Source organism: Bartonella jaculi, from assembly GCF_039543045.1.
GTDB lineage: Bacteria > Pseudomonadota > Alphaproteobacteria > Rhizobiales > Rhizobiaceae > Bartonella > Bartonella jaculi.
The window spans coordinates 129,703-148,686 of sequence record NZ_BAABIZ010000002.1 but is presented as its reverse complement, the minus strand read 5'-3'; the positions used below and the strand labels follow the sequence as shown (position 1 = coordinate 148,686).

21 protein-coding genes are annotated in these 18,984 nt (G+C 40.2%); 7 read left to right on the top strand and 14 right to left on the bottom strand.

The window, feature by feature from the left end:
- Window positions 1-131 precede the first annotated feature (131 nt).
- Window positions 132-1,436 (top strand): nicotinate phosphoribosyltransferase, encoded by a 1,305-nt coding sequence (gene pncB / locus ABD915_RS01755; protein ID WP_345114297.1) that lies wholly within the window; start codon window positions 132-134, stop codon window positions 1,434-1,436.
- A gap of 400 nt (window positions 1,437-1,836) precedes the next feature.
- On the opposite strand, the gene ABD915_RS01750 is transcribed toward pncB, so the two are convergent.
- The 11 genes from ABD915_RS01750 to nth form a co-directional block, all read right to left on the bottom strand.
- Complete coding sequence (locus tag ABD915_RS01750) at window positions 1,837-2,223, bottom strand: YbaN family protein (protein WP_345114295.1); 387 nt, start codon at window positions 2,221-2,223, stop codon at window positions 1,837-1,839.
- Between the two features lie 19 nt (window positions 2,224-2,242).
- A complete protein-coding gene (locus tag ABD915_RS01745; RefSeq protein ID WP_345114292.1) occupies window positions 2,243-2,383 on the bottom strand; it encodes a hypothetical protein in 141 nt (46 codons plus the stop codon).
- A gap of 234 nt (window positions 2,384-2,617) precedes the next feature.
- The gene (locus ABD915_RS01740) at window positions 2,618-3,523 is read right to left on the bottom strand and encodes a metal ABC transporter permease (RefSeq protein WP_345114289.1); all 906 of its coding nucleotides are present in this window, start codon (window positions 3,521-3,523) and stop codon (window positions 2,618-2,620) included.
- Complete coding sequence (locus ABD915_RS01735) at window positions 3,520-4,386, bottom strand: metal ABC transporter permease (protein ID WP_345114287.1); 867 nt, start codon at window positions 4,384-4,386, stop codon at window positions 3,520-3,522. The genes ABD915_RS01740 and ABD915_RS01735 overlap by 4 nt, the downstream gene beginning before the upstream one ends.
- Window positions 4,383-5,213 carry a manganese/iron ABC transporter ATP-binding protein gene (locus ABD915_RS01730; protein WP_345114284.1) on the bottom strand — a complete coding sequence of 277 codons (831 nt, stop codon included), beginning with the start codon at window positions 5,211-5,213 and terminating at the stop codon, window positions 4,383-4,385. Before ABD915_RS01730 ends, ABD915_RS01735 begins: the two co-directional genes overlap by 4 nt.
- On the bottom strand, window positions 5,210-6,118 hold the full coding sequence (locus ABD915_RS01725) for a metal ABC transporter substrate-binding protein (RefSeq protein ID WP_345114281.1): 909 nt from the start codon (window positions 6,116-6,118) through the stop codon (window positions 5,210-5,212). Before ABD915_RS01725 ends, ABD915_RS01730 begins: the two co-directional genes overlap by 4 nt.
- Window positions 6,119-6,384: 266 nt before the next feature.
- On the bottom strand, window positions 6,385-8,799 hold the full coding sequence (gene pheT / locus ABD915_RS01720; protein ID WP_345114278.1) for a phenylalanine--tRNA ligase subunit beta: 2,415 nt from the start codon (window positions 8,797-8,799) through the stop codon (window positions 6,385-6,387).
- 42 nt (window positions 8,800-8,841) lie between these two features.
- A complete protein-coding gene (pheS, locus tag ABD915_RS01715; RefSeq protein ID WP_345114275.1) occupies window positions 8,842-9,915 on the bottom strand; it encodes a phenylalanine--tRNA ligase subunit alpha in 1,074 nt (357 codons plus the stop codon).
- 96 nt (window positions 9,916-10,011) lie between these two features.
- Window positions 10,012-10,413 (bottom strand): 50S ribosomal protein L20, encoded by a 402-nt coding sequence (rplT, locus tag ABD915_RS01710; protein WP_345114273.1) that lies wholly within the window; start codon window positions 10,411-10,413, stop codon window positions 10,012-10,014.
- Between the two features lie 33 nt (window positions 10,414-10,446).
- Window positions 10,447-10,650 carry a 50S ribosomal protein L35 gene (gene rpmI / locus ABD915_RS01705; RefSeq protein WP_345114270.1) on the bottom strand — a complete coding sequence of 68 codons (204 nt, stop codon included), beginning with the start codon at window positions 10,648-10,650 and terminating at the stop codon, window positions 10,447-10,449.
- A 134-nt stretch (window positions 10,651-10,784) separates the two neighbouring features.
- The gene (nth, locus tag ABD915_RS01700) at window positions 10,785-11,525 is read right to left on the bottom strand and encodes an endonuclease III (RefSeq protein WP_345114427.1); all 741 of its coding nucleotides are present in this window, start codon (window positions 11,523-11,525) and stop codon (window positions 10,785-10,787) included.
- 118 nt (window positions 11,526-11,643) lie between these two features.
- Between nth and ABD915_RS01695 the strand changes: the two genes are divergently transcribed.
- The gene (locus tag ABD915_RS01695; protein WP_345114268.1) at window positions 11,644-12,072 is read left to right on the top strand and encodes an Hsp20 family protein; all 429 of its coding nucleotides are present in this window, start codon (window positions 11,644-11,646) and stop codon (window positions 12,070-12,072) included.
- A 30-nt stretch (window positions 12,073-12,102) separates the two neighbouring features.
- Window positions 12,103-12,354 carry a BQ00720 family protein gene (locus ABD915_RS01690; protein ID WP_345114266.1) on the top strand — a complete coding sequence of 84 codons (252 nt, stop codon included), beginning with the start codon at window positions 12,103-12,105 and terminating at the stop codon, window positions 12,352-12,354.
- Window positions 12,355-12,879: 525 nt separating this feature from the next.
- Here ABD915_RS01690 and ABD915_RS01685 read toward each other — a convergent pair.
- Window positions 12,880-13,467, bottom strand: coding sequence for a transglycosylase SLT domain-containing protein (locus ABD915_RS01685; RefSeq protein ID WP_345114263.1), 588 nt, complete (start codon window positions 13,465-13,467; stop codon window positions 12,880-12,882).
- 97 nt (window positions 13,468-13,564) lie between these two features.
- A complete protein-coding gene (locus ABD915_RS01680) occupies window positions 13,565-14,752 on the bottom strand; it encodes a DNA recombination protein RmuC (RefSeq protein WP_345114260.1) in 1,188 nt (395 codons plus the stop codon).
- Between the two features lie 90 nt (window positions 14,753-14,842).
- Between ABD915_RS01680 and def the strand changes: the two genes are divergently transcribed.
- The 3 genes from def to truA are packed head-to-tail and all read left to right on the top strand — an operon-like array spanning window position 14,843 to window position 17,047.
- Entirely contained in the window at window positions 14,843-15,373 is a 531-nt protein-coding gene (gene def, locus ABD915_RS01675; protein WP_345114257.1) for a peptide deformylase, read from the top strand.
- Window positions 15,373-16,302, top strand: coding sequence for a methionyl-tRNA formyltransferase (gene fmt / locus ABD915_RS01670; protein ID WP_345114254.1), 930 nt, complete (start codon window positions 15,373-15,375; stop codon window positions 16,300-16,302). The genes def and fmt overlap by 1 nt, the downstream gene beginning before the upstream one ends.
- Window position 16,303: 1 nt before the next feature.
- The gene (truA, locus tag ABD915_RS01665; RefSeq protein WP_345114251.1) at window positions 16,304-17,047 is read left to right on the top strand and encodes a tRNA pseudouridine(38-40) synthase TruA; all 744 of its coding nucleotides are present in this window, start codon (window positions 16,304-16,306) and stop codon (window positions 17,045-17,047) included.
- A 43-nt stretch (window positions 17,048-17,090) separates the two neighbouring features.
- Here truA and ABD915_RS01660 read toward each other — a convergent pair whose 3' ends face one another.
- Window positions 17,091-17,930 (bottom strand): LOG family protein, encoded by an 840-nt coding sequence (locus ABD915_RS01660; RefSeq protein WP_425548172.1) that lies wholly within the window; start codon window positions 17,928-17,930, stop codon window positions 17,091-17,093.
- Window positions 17,931-18,060: 130 nt separating this feature from the next.
- Here ABD915_RS01660 and dapD point away from each other — a divergent pair, with 130 nt between their 5' ends.
- On the top strand, window positions 18,061-18,909 hold the full coding sequence (dapD, locus tag ABD915_RS01655; protein ID WP_345114248.1) for a 2,3,4,5-tetrahydropyridine-2,6-dicarboxylate N-succinyltransferase: 849 nt from the start codon (window positions 18,061-18,063) through the stop codon (window positions 18,907-18,909).
- The last annotated feature ends 75 nt before the right edge of the window (window positions 18,910-18,984 follow it).

Here is an 18,984-nt window from a genome sequence, read left to right as displayed (position 1 = left end):
AAACAGAAAAAATAACAAGCTTTTTTATTCTTGCTCAAAGTCACAGAATTGTCATATTTTCTGTATTCCCTATATTGACCATATTGGTGCATAATAATTTTAGATTCTACGAGACTGAAAGAAAATGGGTTATGAATCATCCAGATATTGCGAGGCGTGTTTACAATCATACTTGGAAACTTGATCCTATTATTCGTTCACTTCTCGATACGGATTTTTATAAGCTTCTTATGGTACAGATGATTTGGGGACTTTACCCCAATGTAAATGTTACTTTCTCCCTCATAAACCGCAATAAAACAATACGTCTTGCCGATGATATTGATGAAGGTGAATTGCGTGCTCAACTTGATCACGCTCTTAGTCTGCGCTTTACGAAAAAAGAAATGATCTGGCTCGCTGGTAATACATTTTATGGACGCAAGCAGATTTTCACAGCAGATTTTCTTCATTGGCTTGAGAATTTTCAACTGCCAGAATATGAACTCACCCGTAAAGATGGTCAATATATCCTTCATTTCCATGGTCCGTGGACCCATAGTTCCATGTGGGAAATCCCTGCTTTGGCTATTATCAGTGAATTACGTTCACGGGCTGCTCTGAAAAACTTAGGCCGTTTTGCACTCGATGTGCTTTATGCGCGTGCTAAAGCAAAAGTATGGAGTAAAGTTGAACGTCTTAAGAAATTTCCTGATATTAGAATATCCGACTTTGGTACAAGACGTCGTCATTCTTTTTTATGGCAACGCTGGTGTGTTGAAGCATTAAAGGAAGGTATTGGCAATGCTTTTACAGGAACCTCCAATGTCCTTCTTGCTATGGATACAGATTTAGAAGCTCTTGGTACCAATGCACATGAATTGCCTATGGTCATTGCCGCTCTCACCAATAATGATAACGAATTGTGCAAAGCACCTTATCAAGTCTTGCAAGATTGGAATCGTTATTATGGTGGAAATCTTCTCATTGTTTTGCCTGATACCTTTGGCACAGAAGCATTTTTACGCAATGCACCAGACTGGGTCGCTGATTGGACAGGTTTCAGACCCGATAGTGCTCCCCCTATAGAGGGCGGCGAACGCATTATCACATGGTGGAAAGAAAAAGGAAAAGACCCACGCGAAAAATTGTTGATTTTTTCTGATGCACTTGATGTCAATACGATTGAAAAAACCTATCACCATTTCCATGGGAGAGTGCGCATGATTTTTGGATGGGGAACAGATCTTACCAATGATTTTGCAGGCTGTGCGCCTCAAGAAATTGCAACCTTTGATGCTCCTTCCCTTGTCTGCAAGGTCACCCATGCTAACGGTCGACCGGCGGTAAAGCTTTCTGATAATCCCGAAAAAAACACCGGTGAACCGCAAGAAATACAACGTTATCTCAATTTTTTCGCTAATGAAAAATGTATTCTCAAACCTATGAGGACTTAATTTATCCATTAGTTGTATAAAATTAAAAACAAACAGCTATGAAATTCATCATTGATCGATATCAAGAGCAGATACGGCCTTATCACTCTTAACACACACAAATAATGCCTCCATTATATTGTGAATGTGATCATCCTTATCAATCAAAGTAATTTTACGAACTCTTGATTAAAGTATTCGTTTATAACTCTCTGTGCTGCTAAGATCATTTCACAAGCATATCATTCTCGCCAATGAATATACAATTTATAACACTCTCAAAAAGCTTATCGGCTAATTACATTCTTAACATAGAGATGTTATCCTAAAATTTGGAGGTAAAAACTTCTCTATTAATAGCTCCAAGGAATCCATAAAGGTAAAAAGAGCGCTGGGCTCATAAAGCCTTTTATTCCTGCAATTATGAAGACGGACGTGTAACAATATAAATGGCAATCAACAGCACAACAGCCATAACTAACAAGGCAAACCACAACGCAGGATGTGCTATCACCAAAAAAGATAAAAAACCACCCGCCATACTCGCCACCGCAAAAACTTTTAAAAATAGTGGAATGACCCGCTTTTCCTCCCATTGCTTAATAGGTGGACCGAAAATGCGGTGATTATGCAGCCAATTATGAAAACGTGGCGATGAACGAGCAAAACACCATGAAGCAACTAATAAAAAAGGCACCGTTGGCATAATAGGTAATACTATACCGATAATACCCAATACAACCATTGTCCAACCCACTATATAAATACAAATGCGCAAAGGGTGAGATATTTTAAATTTTTTTTTCATCCTCTAGCATCACTTTCCTCTACGAGAAACCACCATTACCCCCTTGCTTTTCAAAGGCTTTAGCGCACAACCACAGGCTTAATACCACTTCATTGGCAAGCGTATTTTCGGTGACAATTTCTTCCAAAGCATAAAATAGTCTACGCAATATGATGATCATTTCACAGTTTTCAAGCAATAAGAAAAAATTTTTAGAAAACCCCAAAATAAAAAGGCTGCAGAATAAATCAATGCAGCCTTCTAATTACGAATGCAGCGTGGGGGGGAGAAAATGCTGCACCCATCTGCTAGATATTAGGAGGAAAATAACCTAGCACTCTGCTCTCTATTTAAAACAACCATTAGAGACAACCTACAAAAATGCATTGCTGTTATGCAATAAATTTTGTTGCTCTTAAATTTCCTGAATCGTGTTTCGACGAAAGAAAATCGACATAAAAATAGCAATAAAAATCAGTGTTAAAATCAATACAATCGTAGAAGCAGAATCGGAACCAATGAATAAGCTTAGATAAATTCCCAAAAAACCCGAAATAGCCGCGACAAACACAGCGATTATTAACATAAAAGAAAATCGCTTCGTGATAAGATAAGCAATCGCTCCCGGCGCTATTAATAAAGAAATAACGAGAACAATTCCAACAGCTTTCAAAGCCGCAACAATAGTGAGAGAAATCATCGTTAAAAGGGTATAGTGGAGAACCGATATTCGCAATCCCATTGCACGACCTTGAACAGAATCAAAAATGTACAGCATAAAATCACGCCATTTTGCTCCTAAAATAAGGGTAACAGCAGCAGAAATTATCGCCGTCTGCATAATATCAAGCAAGTTAACACCCAAGAGATTACCAAAGAGAATATGATTTAAGTCTAAGCTACTATAAATAGATGTTGCCAAAACAAGCCCCAAACCAAACATAGACGAAAAAACAACACCCATCACCGTATCCTGCTTGATACGGCTATTGCTCCCTAAAAAACCCGTCACAAGAGCACAAACCATACCTGCAATAAAAGCACCACAAGCAATCAAAGTCATCGTAACATTCTCTGGACGCACTTGCTGAAACCAAACAAATGGCAAAGAAGTCAAAAGTGTTATCACCAACGGCGTCGCCATATAACCAAGCACAACACCAGGAAAAACCGCATGGGAGATTGCATCCCCTAAAAGCGCCCATCCTTTCAAAATAAGAAAACAAGAAAGCAGCGCCATAGGAACAGATAAGATAAGGACTATAACCATGCCTTTAAGCATAAAAGAAAACTGAAAAGGAAGGAGTAATTGGTCAATCATGATATCATCACCCCTCTTTTTGCCGCTTTTATACGTAAGCGCGCTGCAATAAACCCGTGCTTAGGAGCAAAAATAAAAGCTAAAATAAACAGAAATGCTTGAAAAAGTACCACAACACCACCTGTTTGCGCATTCAAAAAATAACTCACATACACCCCCAATACGCTTGTGAATGTTCCAATCACAACTGCAATAACCAAAATGTTTACAAAACGGTCACTTAAAAGATAAGCTGTTGCCCCTGGTGTCACAACAAGACAAATGACCAAGAATGCTCCAACTGTTTGCATGGCAGCAACAGTGCAAGCAGCAAGCAGTGTGAAGAAAAGAATCTTTAAAAACTTTACGTTTAACCCAATAGCGCGCGCGTGCGTCTCATCAAATAAAGAAACAAGGAGATCTTTCCACTTCAAAAGCAATATGAGCAAAGAAAAAAAACCAATAAAAGCTAGTTGTATAATATCTGATGAACTGACTGCTAAAATATTTCCCAAGACAATCGTATCAATATTAACAGCCATCGGTTTTAAAGATTTGAGAAACAATCCAAAAGCAAAAAAGGACGAAAAAATAAGACCAATAATGGTATCTTCTTTCAGCTTTGTTCGTTGGTTAAAAAACAGCATCGCTGCTGCAGCAAGTCCACCAGAAAAAAAAGCTCCAAGCGAAAAAGGGAACCCTAAGAGATAAGCCCCCGCTACCCCAGGTACAATCGAATGGGAAAGCGCGTCACCAATGAGCGACCAACCTTTCAACATCAAAAAAGCAGAAAGAAAGGCGCAAACACACCCAACCAATCCCGAAACCCACATCGCATTAATCATATATTGATAACTCAGCGGCTCAAGTAACCAAGAAATCATGCGACATGCTCCATACTTTGAGTAGTTTCACGAACGAGAGGTTTTTTGCTCCCTGTACAAACATCATTTTTTTTTGCGCCTTGAAGATCAAAAATATGATGGTGCAAAGCGCCACCAAAAGTTTCTTCAAGATTTTTCTGTGTAAAGACAATTTCTGTTAACCCAGAAGCCAAAACCGTTCCTTTTATTAAGACCGTATGATCACAAAATTCACGAACAGATCCTAAATTATGGGTAGAAACCAATATTATTGCGCCTTCTTTACGTAGGTCTTGCAATAAAGCGATGATTTTATCTTCTGTAGTGACATCAACCCCTGTAAACGGCTCATCCAATAAAATAGCTTTTGCCTGCTGTGCAAGAGCCCGTGCTAGAAAAACACGCTTTTTCTGCCCACCAGAAAGCTCTCCAATTTGGCGCTTGGCAAATGGCAACATATCGACGCGTTCTAATGCAACACGGACAGCCTCATAATCTCGTGCCCGCGCATAGCGAAAAAAATTCATGTGGCCATACCGCCCCATCAAGACAACATCTTCAACGAGAACAGGAAAATTCCAATCAACATCCTCACTCTGAGGAACATACGCAATAAGGTTTTGTTTCAAAGCCGTGTCAACAGGTAAACCAAAAATGCGAATTTTTCCCTTTGAAGGTTGTACAAATCCCATAATAGCTTTAAATAATGTTGACTTACCTGATCCATTAACGCCAACCAATGCCGTAATGGAACCTGTTGGACTCTCAAAATTCACTTCGCGTAAAGCAGTATGTCCATTACGATAAGTTACTGTTACCCCTTGGGCAAATATTCCAGATCCCGTCATTGACCTTTTACTCCATCTAATAAGGCATCGCTAATACGCCCGCTTGTAACACGTAACAAATCAATATAAGTTGGTACCTCACCATTTTTCTCACTCAGAGAATCAACATAAAGAACACCACCGTATTTAGCTCCAGTTTCTCTTGCTACCTGTTTAGCCGGCGCTGGAGAAATGGTGCTTTCAGAAAAAACTGCATGGATATTGTATTTGCGAACCATGTCAATAACATGCTTAACTTGCTGCGGTGTCCCTTGCTGATCAGCATTAATTGGCCAAAGATAAAGTTCTTTCAGATTAAAATCACGCGCCAAATAGCTAAATGCACCTTCACTGGTCACAAGCCAACGCTTATCCTCCGGCACTGCTTCCAATTCTGCCCTAATTGGATCAATCGTTGCGCGAATCTTCTGCTTATAAATTTCGGCATTTTCTTTATAAATAGCAGCATGCTCAGGATCGTACTTTACAAAAGCGTCGCGAATATTATCAACGTAAATCAAAGCAGAGGTTGGTGACATCCATGCATGAGGATTTGGCTTACCACTAAAAGGCCCCTCACCAATTTTAATCGGCACAACACCTTCTGAAACAACGACACTTGGAATATCCTTGATATTTTGAAAAAACTTTTCAAACCAAAGCTCCAACTCTAACCCATTCCACAATATAAGATTTGCTCCTTGTGCACGCATAAGATCGCGAGGCGTAGGCTGATATTCATGAATTTCAGCACCTGGCTTGGTGATTGATTCTACATCAGCGGCATCACCTGCTACATTGCGCGCCATATCAGCAATGATAGTGAATGTCGTAACAGCTTTAAATTTACCCGCACACAAAACTGAGTTAGGTGCAAGAAAAATGATACTTCCCAAAACTATAGTAAAAAACGTTTTTATATTCATTGAATCTCTCTTTATTGCCAATGATTTGCATTACTATTTAGCAATAGCAGCTCTCCTCTACCTTTGCAATGAAGGATTTATACAAAAGAGTAACTTTTTCAGTTATTTAAAAATTGTCTTCTTCGCCTTGAAAAAGGCTGATATTTAAAGAAGATCTACTTGAAACCATCTTCCAAAAATCTCTAAAAACTCTAAATGCCAAAAAATAAAGGAGCACTCAAAAGTGCTCCCGCTTTATAAAATAATTTGATAGAAGAGAATAATACTTAACGGCGCAAATATGCACCTGTCGTCTTGGTAACATTTTCTACGACTTTCAAAGCAAGCTCTTCCAAATCTTCATCGGTTAAAGTACGTTCAATGGGTTGAATAGCTACTTCAATCGCGACAGATTTTTTACCTTCACCAAGACTTGAATCTTCAAAAAGATCAAAAACCTGCACTGAATGAATAAGTTTTTTATCTGCTCCGCTTGCTGCACGGACGATAAGAGAGGAAGCAACCGTTTTATCAACAATAAATGCAAAATCACGTCGCACCATTTGAAAAGGAGAGAGTTTCAAAGGAGGACGGCTTTTTGTTGCCTTTTTCTTTGGCTCTGGAATTCGATCAAGAAAAATTTCAAAACCGCATAAAGGACCACTGACATCTAATTTCTCTAATGTAGCAGGATGAAAAACACCAAAAAAACCAAGAATAATCTTTGATCCAAGCTTTATGACTCCTGAACGACCAGGATGATACCAATGCGGTGCCCCAACCTCAATTTGTACCTTGCTGATATCTATACCACATGCTTCTAAAACAGCTAATGCATCCGCTTTGGCATCAAAAACATCAACTGCTACTGCGTTGCCATTCCAAAAGCGCCCTGCTCCTTCAAATTGCTCTGTTCCACGGCGAATTCCACCAGCAACGCGCTGCTGTTTATCGGATGTATCACCTTCGTAGACGCTGGAAACTTCAAATAATGCAAAATCTGGAAAACCACGATCAGCATTTCGCTGTGCCGCCATAAGCAAACCAGGTAAAAGAGAAGGACGCATTACTGACATATCAGTAGCAATAGGATTGGCTAATTTAAGCTGTGGTTGACCACCCCCAAAAGCAAGTGCCTGACTTTCAGAAATAAAAGACCATGTCACAGCCTCCTTCATACCACGATTTGCTAAAGCCAAACGAGCAAAACGTGAGCGAATCTGCGAACAGGTTAAAACTTGTTCTTTTTCCTCTGCAAAACTTTCTAACGGTATGGGCTTAATCGCATCTAGCCCATAAATTCTCATCACTTCTTCCACTAAATCAGCTTTACCGGCAATATCGGGGCGCCATGTTGGCACTTTAACCGTTACCACATCTCCTTCCCCTTCAGTGCCAAATCCAAGCCGTGTCAAAATAGTGATGGCTTGCGCACGCTCTATTTCCAAATTTGTCAAGCGTTTAATTTCAGAAAAAGGAAAAGCGATCTGTTTGATTTCTGGCTGCTGATAACCAACTATATTCGCTTTTGAACCTTCACCACCGCAAAGACGTAAGACCAATTCTGTTGCAATCTCAAGTCCTTTTTCCATAAAAGCAGAATCAACACCCCGTTCAAACCGATAACGTGCATCACTGATAAGCCCTAATGCACGACCCGTCTGCGCAATGCTCTTTGAATCCCAAAGCGCCGATTCAATAATAACGTGACGTGTCGTCTCATCACAACTGGTTCTTTCACCTCCCATAATACCAGCAATCGAAACAACACCCTCTTCATCTGCAATGACACAATCGTTAACGCCCAAATTATAGATCTTTCCATTAAGCGCCTGCAAGCTTTCCCCTTCACGACCACGCCGCACAGTCAAATTTCCTTTAATCTTATCCGCATCAAAAACATGAAGAGGACGTCCAAGATCAAAACTTATGTAATTGGTCATATCAACCAGCGCATTAATCGGTCTTAAACCAATCGCACTTAAACGCTGTTGCATCCATTGCGGTGATACACCATTTTGGACATTGCGAACCTCACGCCAAGCAAAGCCTAAACATAACGATGGACTTTGCGAAAAATCTAAAGAAACATGAAGCGGCGTTTCAAAAGGAGTATCAAATTGTGGCAAAGACAATTCTTTTAATCGTCCAATTCCAGCAGCAGCTAGATCACGCGCAATACCCCGAACACCAGTGCAATCAGAACGGTTTGGTGTCAAACCAATATCAATTACTGGATCATCTAAACCCGCATAAGCCGCAAACGAACCTCCAATAGGTGCATCTTCTGGAAGCTCTATAATCCCGTCATGCTCATTGGACAATTCAAGCTCCGCTGGTGAACACATCATCCCAAAACTCTCAATACCGCGAATTTTGCCTACAGATAACGTTACATCAAGTCCAGGTACGTAAGTGCCTGGCAAGGCAAGAACACCAACAAGTCCAGCACGTGCATTTGGTGCGCCACACACGATTTGCATAGGCGTACCAGACCCCATATCTACCGATAAAACCTGTAATTTATCTGCATCAGGATGTTTCATTGCCGTCAAAACTTTTGCAATCACAAAACCTTTTAGGCAAGAACGGTCATCCACATGATCAACCTCAAGACCAATAGCCGTTAATTTATCGCAAATTTCAATCAAAGACGCATCTGTTTCTAAGTGATCTTTTACCCACGACAATGTAAATTTCATTTTAAAACCTCACGTGAAAACTGTGACAAGATCACACATTGCTTAAGCTGGAAAAAAAGCAGGCATGTCAAAATAACGAAAACCATAATGATCTAACCAACGTAGATCAGCATCAAAAAAAGCCCGCAAATCAGGCATGCCGTATTTTAACATGGCAATACGATCAATGCCCATTCCCCATGCAAAACCTTGATACTCATCGGGATCAAAACCAACATTTTTTAATACATGAGGATGCACCATTCCGCATCCTAAGATTTCCAGCCAATCCTGTCCTTCACCAAATCTTACTTCTGAACCAGAACGGTCACACTGAATATCCACCTCCATAGATGGTTCGGTGAAAGGAAAATAAGATGGACGAAAACGCATCTTTACAGAAGAAACTTCAAAAAAAGCTTTACAAAAAGTCTCATGAAGCCACATCATATGTGCAATGGTCGAGGTTTTATCAATCACAAGACCTTCTACCTGATGAAACATTGGCGAATGCGTAGCATCCGAATCCATGCGGTACGTTTTTCCAGGAATAATGATGCGTATTGGCGGTTTTTGCTTTTCCATCGTATGGATTTGCACGGGTGATGTATGGGTGCGCAATAATTTCCGTTCTCCCGCTTTGTCAGCATCAAAAAAGAAGGTATCATGCATCTCACGCGCTGGATGACCTTCAGGAAAATTCAATGCTGTAAAATTATAATAATCTGTTTCAATATCTGGTCCCTCAGCAAGTGAAAAACCCATCTTTGTATAAATAGCTATAATTTCTTCAATCACTTGTGAGATTGGATGAATACGCCCCCGTTCTAAAGGTGAAGAACGAACAGGCAAACTTACATCAACCGTTTCGCTAGAAAGACGTGCATCCATTGCTTGGCGCCTAAGAAGATCTCGCCTTTGCGCCCATAATTCTAAAACGCGATTTTTTAAGCCATTAAGAGCTGGACTAACTTTTTGGCGTTCTTCGACACTCATCTTTCCTAATGTTTTTAATTTTTCAGAGATACTGCCTTTTTTGCCTAACGCCGCAACGCGCACTGTTTCAAGCGCTTGTTCATCACTCGCTGCTTCTAAAGCTAAACAAATTTCCTGTTCCAGACGCTCAATATCGTTCATATTTTTTGCCTATTTTTCTGAATAAAAAAAACCCGCACTAGCAATAACCAGTACGGGATCCCGAATAAATAAATGCTTTAAGAGAACACGACTGGCTTATTTGACAGCGCCTTCAAAAGCATTAGGCGTTGTATCTTTCAAATATTCCAAAGCCTTCTTCGCGGAAGCCACTAAAGCAGAAAATGCTGCTGATTCGTGGACTGCTATATCTGAAAGAACCTTACGATCAATCTCAATACCTGCTTTTGACAAGCCGTCAATAAAGCGCCCATAGGTCAAGCCTTCTGCGCGAACAGCCGCATTGATTCTTTGAATCCACAAAGCACGGAAGGTCCGTTTCCTATTTTTGCGATCACGATAAGCGTATTGTTTTGAGCGATCAACCGCTGCTTTAGCCGCACGAATGGTATTTTTACGACGACCGTAAAAACCTTCAGCTTGTTTCAAAACCTTTTTGTGTCTAGCGTGCGCTGTAACACCTCTTTTTACACGTGCCATGTAATATTCTCCTAAAAATCAAAAGCGTAAAGCTTAAAGGCTATTCGGCAAATAATGCTGAATGACTTTTTTAGCATCTTGCTCAGTCAGAACCATTGTTCCACGAGCATCACGAATAAACTTATTGGAACGTTTAATCATGCCGTGGCGTTTGCCTGCAGCTGCTACTTTAACTTTGCCTGACGCAGTGATTTTGAACCGCTTTTTAGCGGATGATTTGGTCTTCATCTTGGGCATTTTGCTACTCCATATATCTTATCCATTCCAGCGGACCAACGCTCGAAAAAGCACCTAAACAGCCACGGCATGCCCTGCCGGGCGGTTCTAACAGTGTTTTCATAAGACAGTATACACAAAATAGCAAGATCATATCAACAAAAAATCGGAGGTCCATTCCCTTGAACTTCAACCAACGGTGCTGGAATTGCATTTGTTTTAATTGCTGCTTTACACAAATCAGCAATGATGCATTGCGTACATTGTACTTTACGCGCTTGGCAAATATAACGCCCATGTAAAATGAGCCAATGATGCGCATGACGAAGATAACGAGCCGGTATAATCTTTAGCAACTTTTCTTCGACAATCTCTGGTGTGTTGCCGAGCGCTAAACCAAGACGGTTCCCAAGACGAAAAATATGTGTATCTACCGCCAATGTAGGCTGCCCAAAAGCAATATTCAAAACAACATTAGCCGTTTTACGCCCCACTCCAGGAAGTCTCATAAGTGCTTCACGATTATCAGGCACTTGACCACCATATTGATCAATTAAAAAGTTGCAAAGCGCGTAAACATTGCGCGCTTTTGCTCGCCAAAGACCAATTGCACGGATGTGACGTGCAATTTCTTCTTCTCCTAATGCAACCATTTTTTTGGGTTGATCAGCAAGGCGAAATAATTCTTTTGTCGCTTTATTGACGCTGGCATCTGTCGCTTGAGCCGAAAGAACAACCGCAATCAAAAGAGTAAAAACATTGGTATAAATAAGATCACTCTTGGGAATCGGGCGTTGAACAGAAAAACGGCGAAATATTTCTGCAATTTCGTCTTCACTGTATAACACTCCAGAAGATCTTTGCGCCTTTGACAATTGTATTGTTCCTTGAGTTATTGAACTCTCTTATCTTCTCTCTTGAAGTTAGCATCCACGCTCGCCATATGAAAGAGATGCAGCAAACGCCTTTTTTAGAATTTGGTCAAGTAAAGTTGCTTTGAAGAGGATACGCACAATGACACATGTGACGCCTTTCTCCAATCCCTTTCTTTTAGGATTTGAAACGGTAGAAAAAATATTACAACGTATTGGTAAAGCTGATGAGGCTTACCCAGCCTATAATATTGAGCGTTTACACAAAAACGATGAGGCAAGCCATATACGTATAACTTTGGCTGTTGCTGGATTTAAAATCAATGATCTTAGCGTCTCGCTCGACGACAATCAATTGATCATTCACGGTAAGCAAACAGACAACCAAAATCATCAATATTTATATCGTGGTATAGCTGCACGTCAATTCCAACGTATCTTTGTTCTCGCTGAAGGAATGCACGTCACAAATGCCGAGTTGAAAAATGGTCTCTTATCAATTAACCTACACCAACCAAAACCAAGAAAACAAATAAAGCAGATTCCAATCAAAGTAAGTAGTAGTGCGTAATACAAGGTTAAGGCGTAAAGGAGCAATGAAATGGGAGAGCATAAACAAAACTTCTCGTTGCAAAACACATCCTATTCTGAAGTAGGACAGATCGCTTATTTAAAAAAGGTTTGTACAGATGATTTGGCTAAAAACTTTCCAGATCTTCCACCAATGACCCCAGGCATTACAGTATGGGCTCTTTTTGGTGAAACAGGTTATCCGATTATTTTATCCGATGAACGCGCTATTGCTCTTGCAGGGGCCGATGAACATGAATTACAAATTGTAACTCTGCACTAGATTGTTTGACGAAAATAATTGGGTATTTTTATTAAGCTCTGCCGATCTTGCCTGATAAGGTATGCTGTAAGTCTTTTTATGGATAAATTGGAAGCAAATCATTCCAATTTAAAGGATGTCGTTTATTTCAATAAAGAAATACGGTTGCGTTTAACTCCACTTTATCCTTTTAGACTATCAATCTTTTAATGGTATCTGATTTTTCTTTTATACTCTGCTGTTTTGTTTTTGTTAAAGAGAGAGTTTTTCTCATTAATGCTATTTTATATATTATTAGCAAAATTTTATGTTGAACTTTTTACCTCTTGATACCGTATTATCCTTTCAAACAAAAATTCTCATGAAAATATCCTTACTATAACACTCTCAACGCATTGCATTGTAAAAAATTCCGATTGCCTAGACTTCGTTAATTAGTGCAAACAGAAAAACTCCCCATGTTTATTTAAAGCAGGACAAATTCTACACTTGAATAAGTTACCAGAATAATCCAATTCTTGATTTAGATATTTTTATAATCTTCCCTTAATGTCGCCCACATGCCTTTAATTGCTGCTCATATTGTCTAGACATGCTTGCCATACGCTGTGCTGCTTGTGTAACTGCACCGGTTATATACCCCTTACTTCGCGCATAAGCACCATGTCCCATATGATAATTTAAATAAAGGCTATAAGCATCATCAGACCTCACACCATTACGTTGAACACTTTGGCGATGATACCAAGCAACAAAATCAGCGGCATCTGCAAAATTAGTACGCCATGCAAAAGACCTTCCTGTGGAATGGAGATACGTTGCCCATGTACTGTCAAGCGCTTGAGAATAACCATATGCTGTCGACCGACGTTTCCACGGAATAAAACCAAACAGCTTTTTGCGTGGAGGACGTGCATTATGGCGAAAATTCGACTCCATCTTAATGGTTGCAAGAATAATAGATACGGGAATCCCGTAGCGCATTTCTGCGTGTTTAGAAGCCTTTCCCCAATTATCAAAAAAACCATTTTTTTGCGCTAAAATAGCGCAAGCGTTGTTTGTATAGAGAGGACGACTTGTTGCACATCCCACTAGCAAAAACACCAATGCTCCTAAAAACAAAAGGTGTCGCATATTCTCTCTTCCTCTCATTAGGAAACTAATGAGATATAGATACTAAAAAATTATTACTAATCAATAAAGAACTCTTGCTTGTATTATAAGACTTGCTTTATTCTTCATCAGTCAAACGTAATGTTTGAGACTGAACAGAAGGAGCTGTCATTTGTTTTGGTATAGAATCCTTTTCTTGTAATTCAAAAGTTTCAATGCGATTAGCCCGCTTCATAATTTTGGAAGATGATATTAAAATCGCTTCTATATCTTCACCGGCTTTGTAAAAATGCTTTTGTAGTGCGCGAACACGCGTATCCATTCGTCCAAAATCTTCCATCAATTTTGCTACTTCCGACTGGATCAAATGTGCTTGCTCACGCATCCGCGCATCTTTCATAATAGTTTGTACAACTTGAATAGATAGCATCAACAAAGACGGCGATACAATAATCACATGTGCCCGATTAGCTTTTTGTACTAATGGCTCAAAATCTTCATAAATTGTTGCAAAAATAGACTCCGATGGCACAAAGAGAAAAGCAGTATCATGTGTTTCTCCAGGAATTAAATATTTCTGCGCAATATCACGAATATGAACTTCCATATCAGTACGAAATTGGCGTTCTGCCTCCTGACGCTCTTGCGCTGATGTTGCTTTACGCATAGCATTCCAAGCCTCCAGAGGAAATTTAGCATCAACAACAAGAGAAGGTGTTTTATTTGGCATGTGAATGAGACAATCGGGGCGCTTTCCATTTGAAAGAACTGCTTGGAACGCATAGGCATTAGCTGGTAAGGCATCGGCAATAATTGCTTCCATCCGTCCCTGACCAAAAGTACCACGCGTCTGTTTATTGCTTAGAATGGCCTGCAATTGAACAACCTGTCCCGTAAGTGACTGAATATTATTTTGCGCAGCATCAATTACTGCTAAACGCTCTTGCAAACGATTCAAATTTTCATAAGTAGATTTGGTCTGTACCTGAAGCGTTTGACCCAAATTGGCCGTCATCCCATTGAGTTGCTCACTAAGCGACTTATTCAATTCAGCCTGCCTCTGACCAAAAATTTCCGCCATAGTCTGCATCCGTCCCTGCATTTCAGCTTGTGTCTTCAGCAATGCAGCCATCTGCATTTGTGCTTCACGAGCACGTTCAGCAATTTCACTTTCCAAAAGTGTCTTCTTTCGATGAGACCGTATTAGCATAAAAAATGCTAAGCAAATGAGTACAAAGAAAAGCAGTACCATCAATTTAGCAAAAGACTCACCACATAGCGTAAAAGAAAAAAACGAATCAAACATGAAAAGTAATATAACGCTCTTATCGTAAAAAAGCGTAAGAATCTGCTATTCAATATTGACCTATAATAAACCATTGATTAATCTGTACGCATGCCAATTAGATCTTTAATCACTTTACCTGACCCGATTTTACGGGAAGTTTCCAAGCCCGTTGAACATATTGATTCAGCTCTTCAAACGCTTGCTGATGATATGCTGGAGACTATGTATAATGCCCAAGGCATTGGACTTGCCGCTATTCAGATTGGTATACCGCTGCGCATGTTGGTTATAGATGTCTCCAGAAATGATACCCAAAAAAATCCACTTGTTATTATCAACCCTGAAGTCTTATGGCTTTCAGAGGAACACAATATTTGCAAAGAAGGTTGTCTTTCTATTCCTGAATATTTTGCAGAAGTTGAACGTCCTAAATGCCTCTGTGTTCGCTATCAAGATCGCGAAGGGAAGCAGACAGAAATCGAAGCAGATGATCTCTTGGCTACTTGCTTACAGCACGAAATTGATCATTTAAATGGTTGCCTTTTTATTGATCACATTTCAAAAATCAAACGCGATATGGTGATACGAAAATTTAAAAAACGCGCAAAAGAAAAAAATGCACAGGATGCAATTTTGTAATGGCATTACGATTAAGTTTTATGGGAACACCGCGTTTTTCTGTTCCTATTTTACAGGCTTTGTTAGATGCGGGGCATGATATTGTTGCTGTTTACAGTCAACCCCCTCGCCCAGCAGGACGTCGTGGTCTTAAATTGATTCCCTCACTTGTTCAAATTGCAGCAGAAGAAAAATCTATTCCTGTCTTCACACCTCAAACGCTTAAAACAGCCGAACAACAAGCGCAATTTGCAGCACTTTGTGTTGATGCTGCCGTTGTTGTTGCCTATGGGCTCCTCTTACCTAAAGCTATTCTTGAAACACCGCGTTTTGGTTGTTTTAATGCTCATGCTTCACTCTTACCACGTTGGCGTGGTGCTGCGCCTATTCAGCGTGCCATTATGGCTGGTGATAAAGAAACAGGGGTCATGATTATGAAAATGGATGAAGGACTTGATACAGGGCCTATCGCTTTTTCTCATTCTATTCCCATCACTGATAACACTACCGCTGGTGAACTTTCAAACAAGCTTTCACATATAGCCGCAGAACTTATGGTAGAAACTTTATCGGTTCTTGAAAAAGGCCAACTTAAACTTACTCCGCAATCAGAGGAAGGCATAAGCTATGCTTCCAAAATTAAAAAAGAAGAAACACGCATTGATTGGACAAAACCTGCAGAATTTATTCATAGGCATATCCGTGCATTTTTTCCCTCTCCTGGTTGCTGGTGCAACATGAATATAGGTGGTCGAGAAGAGCGCGTAAAAATTCTTGGAAGTCGTCTCACAAAGGGGCCTTCTCTTGAAATCGGTCGAATAGAACCAGATTCTTTGATTATCCATTGTGGACAAGGGCGTCTTGAAATAACCCATCTGCAAAGATCGGGTGGTAAAGTTCTTGAATGCGCAACATTTTTGCGAGGCGCTCATATTTCTGCTATTTTTTAATATGCCACGTTTTAAACTCACTCTTGAATATGATGGTTCAAATTATGCTGGCTGGCAGCGTCAAACAGAGCTGCGCACTGTACAAGGAGCTCTTGAGCAAGCCATTTTTTGCTTTAGTGGACAACAACTAACCATCACCACAGCTGGTCGAACTGATGCTGGTGTACACGCTATGGGGCAAGTTGCGCATGTTGATTTTGAAAAAACTTGGCATACACATACTGTACGCGATGCACTCAATGCGCATTTGCAAAAACAGAGTGAAGATATTTCGATTTTAAATGTAGAAAACGTCCCCGATAGCTTTGATGCACGATTTTCTGCAATTAAACGCCATTATCTTTTTAAAATTCTCAATCGCCGCTCACCACCAGCTCTAAACGCTAAACGCGTATGGTGGATACCAAAACCCCTCAACGCTGAAGCCATGCATGAAGCTGCGCAAAAACTCGTAGGACAATATGATTTTACCACTTTCCGCTCAGCCCATTGCCAAGCCAAAAGCCCTATTCGCACCCTTGACCGCTTAGATGTGCAAAGAGAAGGAGAAGAGATTTTCCTCTATGCACAAGCTCGCTCTTTTCTTCATCATCAAATCCGTTCATTTGCAGGAAGCCTCATGCAAATTGGCATTGGACGTTGGACAGCTCAAGATCTTGAAGCAGCGCTCCATGCTAAAGACCGTACACGCTGTGCCATGGTCGCCCCTCCCTCAGGACTATATTTGATACAAGTTGACTATTAACTGCCTGCCCATTGTCCTGTAAAAATTACTTCCTCAAAAGCTGTTAAGTAAGCTTATAAAAGGAACGAATTTGTTCAAAAGCTTCCGCCGCTGTATCGACAAATGTCATAAGATCAATATCCGAAGGGGAAATCGTACCTTGCGCAGATAAATAATTAAAATTGATAACATTGTCCCAAAACTCTTTACCAAACAGGAAAATCGGGACCCGCTTCATACGTCCTGTTTGTATCAAAGTTAACGTCTCAAATAACTCATCCAAAGTACCAAATCCTCCAGGGAAAATTGCCAACGCTTTCGCCCGCATTAAAAAATGCATTTTACGCATCCCCAAATAATGAAAATTAAAACATAAATGCGGACTTACATAAGGATTTGGTTCTTGCTCATGTGGTAAAACAACATTCAAACCTATCGTTGGTGCACCAACATCAGCAGCACCACGATTTCCTGCTTCCATTACTCCTGGGCCTCCCCCTGTGACAACCACAAATTCGCGATACTCAGTTGTGGCAGAATAGCGTGAGCACAAACGCGCAAACTCTCTCGCTTCATCATAATAATGTGACATACCATGCAAATTTTTCTTTTGCGTTTCATTTCTTGCTGCCCATGCTACTTGCCCAGATTTGGGAATACGGGCGCCACCAAATAAAACAACAGTTGATTGAATATCACACTCCTGAAGAGCTATTTCTGGTTTTAAAAATTCAAGACCAATACGTTGTGAACGTAATTCAGGACGCATCATAAAATCCTGATCGATATAAGCTAAACGGTAAGTAGGTGAACGCAATTGTGGTGTATCAGGAACTTCACATATCTCTTGTATTGCTTCCTTTGCATGGAGAAATGCACACCAACTCTTTTTTTCTTTTTCCATCTTTTTCTCTATAGCCTTTCTTATGCGCTTATCTTGCTAGCTAACCGTTTTATTGACTGAACACATTTCTTAGCGTAGGTCATAAGAAATAAATCTTGAAGCTTTCAACTTGTTTAACGGAACTCTGGTCATGACTAATCTCACACAACTTGAAATGATTATCGAAAAAGCATTTGATGATCGCAATTCTATCAATACCACAACAAAAGGTGAAATTCGTGACAGTGTCGAACATGCATTAAACCTTCTCGATAAAGGTGAAATCCGCGTAGCGGAACGTCAAGAAAATGGACAATGGCATGTCCATCAATGGTTAAAAAAAGCCGTTCTTCTCTCTTTTCGGCTCAATCCTATGCAGATTATTGCCGGCGGAGTAAATGGGACACATTGGTGGGATAAAGTCTCTTCGAAATTTTCTGGTTGGCAAGAAACTGACTTTAAAAAAGCTAATTTCCGTTCTGTTCCCGGAGCGATAGTACGCCATTCTGCCTATGTTGCTCCCAACGTCATATTGATGCCATCCTTTGTAAATCTTGGTGCTTTTATCGATGAAGGAACAATGGTTGATACATGGACCACTGTAGGTTCTTGTGCACAGATTGGTAAACAAGTCCATCTTTCTGGCGGTGTCGGTATTGGAGGTGTTTTGGAACCACTGCAAGCAAATCCAACGATTATTGAAGATCATTGCTTTATCGGTGCACGCTCTGAAATTGTTGAAGGCTGCATTATCCGGGAAGGCGCTGTTTTAGGAATGGGCGTTTTTATTGGAAAATCCACAAAGATTATTGATCGTACAACAGGAGAAATTTTTATAGGTGAAGTACCAGCCTATTCCGTTGTTGTTCCAGGCTCTCTCCCCGGAAAACCACTACCAAACGGTGAACAAGGTCCAAACCTCTACTGTGCTGTCATAGTGAAACGTGTTGACCAAAAAACACGAGAAAAAACATCTATTAATGATCTTTTGCGTGATTAAAAAACACTCTTCAAAGAACTTTAGCTAAACAAAACGTAAACGTTCAATCAATGAGGGAGAATAACTCCCTCTTTT